This is a genomic window from Paenibacillus sp. F024, assembly GCF_057814255.1.
This window is the reverse complement of the sequence record NZ_JBVASZ010000076.1, coordinates 1-3439: the sequence shown is the minus strand read 5'-3', so window position 1 is coordinate 3439 and position 3439 is coordinate 1. Positions and strand designations below refer to the sequence as shown.

Annotated in this window: 3 protein-coding genes; 1 reads left to right on the top strand and 2 read right to left on the bottom strand. The window is 36.5% G+C overall.

Features of this window, described 5'->3' with window-relative positions; translation table 11 throughout:
* Positions 1–222 precede the first annotated feature (222 nt).
* On the bottom strand, positions 223–423 hold the full coding sequence (locus tag ACZYR9_RS27170; protein WP_488981473.1) for a hypothetical protein: 201 nt from the start codon (positions 421–423) through the stop codon (positions 223–225).
* A 276-nt stretch (positions 424–699) separates the two neighbouring features.
* The gene (locus ACZYR9_RS27165) at positions 700–1644 is read right to left on the bottom strand and encodes a DMT family transporter (RefSeq protein ID WP_488981474.1); all 945 of its coding nucleotides are present in this window, start codon (positions 1642–1644) and stop codon (positions 700–702) included.
* A 171-nt stretch (positions 1645–1815) separates the two neighbouring features.
* Here ACZYR9_RS27165 and ACZYR9_RS27160 point away from each other — a divergent pair, with 171 nt between their 5' ends.
* Positions 1816–2658 (top strand): TrmB family transcriptional regulator, encoded by an 843-nt coding sequence (locus ACZYR9_RS27160; RefSeq protein WP_488981472.1) that lies wholly within the window; start codon positions 1816–1818, stop codon positions 2656–2658.
* The last annotated feature ends 781 nt before the right edge of the window (positions 2659–3439 follow it).

Sequence of the window (3439 nt, the reverse complement as noted above, 5' to 3'; positions counted from 1 at the left end):
CGATACGTTTAACCCATAGTTCCTGCAGCGTCTCTTCCATCCGAATCCATCCTCTCATTGTATGATGGATTCATTGTGACAGGCTTTGCTTTATATGAACAGGTGTGTTCGGTTTGACGCTTACTTTTCAGCCACACTTTGCACTCCGTTGTGAAATAAACTTCTCTCTGCTTTGATCCCTTACCATTAACAATCGCAGAACAGTTCTCCCAATTCAAATCCTCAATGCTCAAACTCATGTCGGCGATAACACTCGGCTTCGAGAATGGAGTGAAACGATTCGATGTGAGCGTTCTTATTCGGCATCTTTGGCGGTATGCGCTCGTGAATCAGTTCAAACTCTTCGCACGCCTCTTCAAATCGATGACTAATGAACTGTGGACCGTTGTCTGATCGGATGACCGGCTTATCTTTTTTTTTCAAAGAGTTGGCGCTTCATCGGCGCTTCATCAGCGCTTCCTGCGTGATCTGAACAAGATGCTGGGCCTCACAGATTAGTCCAAGATGATAGGCGATGATGGCTCGATCAAAGACATCAATGATGCTCATCAAGAAGAAGAATCGCTGCTCGCCGTAGAGCCAACCATATTTAATATCCGATTCCCATAGCTGATTAGAGCCTGTTATAACGCGATTGTTAGCTAGTCGCTTGGGATATTTGATCTTCAACTGTCTTTGTCGGCGAAGCACATTCATTCGCTAGCAAAGGCGGTAAACCTTCTTTTTTCTATTCCTCCTAGTCTGCCTTTGATTTGTTTCTCTAACACTTAAAACCACACCCAGAATAACAATTATTCCACCAATAACTTGGCTTATTCGCACAACTTCATGAAGAATGATTACTGAAAATAGCACACCAAAAATAGGCACGAGGTTCATTAAGGTAACGGCAGAACTAGAAGATAATTTGCGTAATCCATAGTTATATAATAAAAATGCTATAACAGAACAGAATACTCCTAAATATAGTAACATTAGAAAGGATTCCATACTTGGCATTTCCCAACTAGATTTCTCTATAAAAGCTATTGGAATAAAAGTAATCGCTCCTGCTACAGTTTGATAAAAAGATAAAGTAATCATAGAATATTTTTTTACGACTATACGGGTTGTAAAGTTATAAAAAGCAAAAACAAACCCTGCAACAATTAATAGGATATTACCAATTAGTTGTTGATCGCCTTCTTGACTTTGGGGGTTATACGATATTTGATACACACCAAACATGGCTATTATAATTCCAAGACCCTTCATCCAAGGGATTTTTATTCTATAAAAAAGAAACTCTATTAGCGCTGTTATAGCAGGATAAGATGCTACAATAAGTGCAGCATTAGATGCTGTAGTTAGTTCAACTCCTATGTTTTCCAAACCAAAGTAAATAGTAGTACCTAATATTCCACTAACAGACATTAATCCTATATCTTTAATTGGTGGCTTTATTTTATCTTTTTTAAATAAAAGAATTATACCTAAAATAACAGCAGCTATAGCAAAACGAGCTGCACCTAGTGTAAGTGGTGAAAAAGAAGCATATGCTATTTTGGTACCAACAAACGATGTACTCCATAAAAGTATGGCAACTATAGAAGCATATATATATATATACTGCTTCCTTTTTTTGTTTTTGCATTCTGTTGATATTTCTCTAGGGTTATATTCATTTCAGACCTCCTGAACCTTAATCTTAGTAGCTACATATGTAGCTACTAAGATTAAGGTATAATTTTTCAAGAGTATCTGTCAAGTGCAATAATGGTATACTTGTTTTAAATACATTGACTTTATCCCTGTATTATCAAGGAGGAACAGCTTTTGAAAGTAGATATGATAAAAATTTTAAAAGACTTAAACTTTACTGAATATGAAGCAAAAGCATATTTAGCCTTGCTAGAAAAATCACCCCTTTCAGGATATGCAATCTCATTAAATTCAGGAGTGCCTAGATCCAAAATTTATGAAGTATTAGGAGGGTTAGTTGAGCGTGGAGAAGTAATGATAAGTCATGAAAATCCAGCACTATACACCCCCTTGCCTCCTAATGAGTTAATAAATCTAAAGAAGCGTAGAGCTGAAACTTCATTTGAAGTGGCTGAAGAAGCTCTAGAACAATACTCTTATCTGTCCCTAAATAGAGAAAACATTTGGAACATTACAGGTTATGAACCTATATTAAATCGAACCAAGGAAGCAATAAAACAAGCAACAGGGCGTATTTTATTAGAAATATGGAATGAAGACGCTGAGAAAATAAGCAAGGAATTACAAGCAGCAGCAAAAAGAGGAGTAGAGATTTTAATTGTTTCCTATGGAGATTTAGTGTTTGACTTTGCACAGGTCTATCCGCATGACGCAAGCGAAGAAATAACAAATGAATATGGAGGGCGCTGGATTGTTTTAAGCGTTGATGATCGAGAGGTAGTTGCAGGTATAGTATCACTTGGTGAAGATAGCCGCGCTGCCTGGACTATGCATCCGGGATTAGTTATGCCTATTACTGAAGTCATCATTCACGACTTGTATATATGTGAAATACTTAAAAAACATCGTGATACGCTAGAATCCAGTTTTGGTCCAAACCTTATTAAACTTCGTAATCGTTTTAAATCTGGCCCATCTGGCTATAGTGTCGCAGCAAAATTAGGGTTAATTAAATAAGTTAACAAGTACTTTTGAAAAAGGAAAATGCACAACTGGATTCGTTAAAGAAAAATTCCAATTGACACAAAACACAATGACAAAAGTAATCAATACACTAAGTACGTATTCCATTTTAATAGCTTATGAAGTTGCAGTATGACTAATATTCACTTTCAGAAGATGATGACGACTGTGCCCATTAGTTTTTATTTAATTTTGCCTCTTCAGCTATGTGATAACAATAAAGTCATCTAAAAATGAGCTGTTCAAGGTGATTCTAATGCGAATAACAACTCTGACTCTTTTTAATAAAGTTGTTTCATTTTGCGTTATCGCCGAGACCATATGATGCTCATTTTGGAAATATAGTTGTTTAAAAAAAGGTAGAATGCGGATTTGGGTGTCCATTTTTAAACGACTTTATTGTTAATCAACACCTATACCAGAACCCCGATCTTCTTTAATCCATATATCAATTTTAGATGTTCTTTTTCTTTTAGACATAAAAACGCCCCTTTGGCTAAACATAACCAAAGGGGTAAAATGGTACATCTTTTTTGTGAACGGTACGACTTTATTTGTAATCCACAGTTTATCTAAAACTAAACTGCCCCCTTTGTTCAATAAGAAATTTAACAAAAAAGGCCGTTAATCCTGCTGGATCAACGTTCTCCGTTAGAATTCCTGTAGAACGAATAATTTGATCTTTGCAAAAAAACGAGCGCCTCGGTACGATGGGGTTGCGCACGAGGTCATAGCCTCAAAAAACCCATCATCCAGGAGGTCGCTCTACTATGAA